This is a genomic window from Nocardia sp. NPDC058497 (genome assembly GCF_042720195.1).
GTDB lineage: Bacteria > Actinomycetota > Actinomycetes > Mycobacteriales > Mycobacteriaceae > Nocardia.
The window spans coordinates 1-2,207 of record NZ_JBHXMY010000791.1 but is presented as its reverse complement, the minus strand read 5'-3'; the positions used below and the strand labels follow the sequence as shown (position 1 = coordinate 2,207).

At 61.9% G+C, this 2,207-nt stretch carries 2 protein-coding genes; one reads left to right on the top strand and one right to left on the bottom strand.

Translation table 11 applies throughout. The features are described from left to right. Positions 1–233: 233 nt before the first annotated feature. Complete coding sequence (locus ACFWPJ_RS30995; protein ID WP_378856795.1) at positions 234–1,346, bottom strand: hypothetical protein; 1,113 nt, start codon at positions 1,344–1,346, stop codon at positions 234–236. A gap of 649 nt (positions 1,347–1,995) precedes the next feature. On the opposite strand from ACFWPJ_RS30995, the gene ACFWPJ_RS30990 reads away from it, so the two are divergent. Next, positions 1,996–2,207 (top strand): FAD-dependent oxidoreductase (locus ACFWPJ_RS30990; protein ID WP_378856793.1); only part of this gene is annotated, 212 nt, incomplete at its 3' end.

Genomic DNA, 2,207 nt, shown 5'->3' with positions numbered 1-2,207 from the left:
GGGGTGTGATATTCCCCCCCCGCCCCGCGCCCCCCCCCCACGCCGGGGGGGTGCCGGGGGGGGGGGCCTGGGGGGGGGGGGGGGTGCTGGTGGGGCGGGCCGTCGTGGGGGCGCCCGCCGCCACGCATGGTGCCGTCGACTTCCCGCGCCGGGCGGGAAGGGTCCGAGTAGGCGAGTTCGGTGACGCCGACGCTGTGCTGGCCCTTCCGGCACGGGTGATCACCCGCAGGGATTCATACGACGGACGCTGTCCGGCTGTTTTCGATAGCCTCTTTGCCGTTGTCATCCTGCTGGGACGCTCGAGCGACCGTCTTGAAGTTGAACGCTTTGTCGCGAATGGTGATTGTAAAGGAGAGTCCGGACCGCTCGCCCGCTGCAAGTCCCAACACGAGCATCGGCATATGCCATTGGTACTTCGTGAGCGTGCCCTGGCTTGCGTGGATATCTGAGCCGTCGCGCGCCGATACATTGCCGTAGTTGTTGACGCAAAATACGTTGGGCGTGGCAATCATCTCGCCGATTCTGGCCCGGCCGGCCTCGATGAAGTCGTCTCGCAGAGTGAGGCGAGACAGTTGGTCCATCTGCCTCTGCTCCTCGGTGTGGTAGTAATCGCGGATCTGGATTCCCGTGCTTCGCTCGACTACGCTTCGCGGCACCGGCAGAAACAGGAGGGAATTGCCAAGGGGTAGATCTGGCGAGTAAAGACTGTTCTTGAGGATGAACATGTTTTCACTGTCGCGATCAAGGAACTCGGTTTTCATTTTATCCAAGTAGGGGCCGATTTTGGTCGGCGCAGCACAGCTTTCGGTGAACCCGACGGGGAGTTCTTTGACCTCGCTGGAGGACGATGTTTCAACGGGTGGCATGAAGTCTGACAGCTCATCGGGCCGGATCCCTAGATCTGCGAGGCCTCGGGCGATTTGGAATTCGTCCTGCCTGGTCTTCAGGGTTTTCATCAGCGCCTGATGAAAGCGGAAACATTTGTATCCGTCTTGCAGCGGGAAGGGCACGCAGGTGAAGATGCCCTGCATGTGTGGGTCGGAGCGATAGGTGATGGAAGCGACCAGAAAGCTGTCACAGTAGCTTTCATATTTATCCGAAAGGAGTCCCTGGAAGGACGCGAGGGGGAAATCCTGGGGAGAATCGAAGGTCAGCTCTATCAGGTGGCATTTGGAGAAGAGTGGATTCCCCCGAAAGAAGTGCGCCATGGCCTCCTCGAATTGGGCGAGATCGAAGACTCTATCTACCTTGTAAGTTGAGAGCGCCGGGAAGAACTGTGACTCATTGATGAACGGGAACGTGGTCAGGGAGAGCCGAAGGAGTTTGTCGGCGGTGGAGATGGGCATGTGGTTACCTCCATTGACGGGTATGTGATCGCGGTCGATGCATGGCATTAGATTGCATACGATGCGGACACCATCGAGGTTTCCGGTATGCACGGCGAATGTATGTGCCCGAAAGGTCTAGCCACCGCACGTGGCGCAGTATTGGCTGATTCGTTCCATCGAGCGCGGCTCACGTGGCCGATATTCACTTCCGCGGCACTGATAACCGGCTGTGGTGGGCACGTGGCGCTGTCGGATGAGTGGTGAACTGGCGTCGTCGCCGGGTTCGCCCGTGCGCCCGACCGGTCACGCCGACATCGCCCGCGCCCGCCACGACCACCGGACCGCCCTCCGCGTCTACGCGCTCTGATACCTGATCACGAGCGAACCCGACGTACCGCGCGAACGCCGGGCCCTGGGTGGTCTCCGGTGAATGAAACGCCTTCAGAAGGTTGGTCATGGAGTAGATCCTTCAGGCGGTGATGCCCGCTGGAATTTTTCGGCCAGACGTCGGTGGTCGGCTTCCCGAGTCGGCCAGGGTTGTGCAAAATCCTCTCCGCCTGACTTCGACACTCGTCACGGATGAAGTCTGCCTGGAGCACGATTCCGATGTCGTCTGCGGCGGCTCGGTGCCGGACGCTCCCTCCAACGAGATCGAAAGGGTCCTACCATGTCCCACTCCGTAGAACCGGCCGACGTCCTGATCGTCGGCGGCGGGTCGGCCGGCGCGGTGCTCGCCGCGCGCCTGAGCGAGAACCCCGCCCGGCGCGTCGTGCTGCTCGAGGCCGGGCCGGACTACGGCCCCACCCGGTTCCCCGCCGCGCTGCTCGACGCCAACCGCATCGCCGATCTCGATCACGACTGGGGATACACCTCACGGGG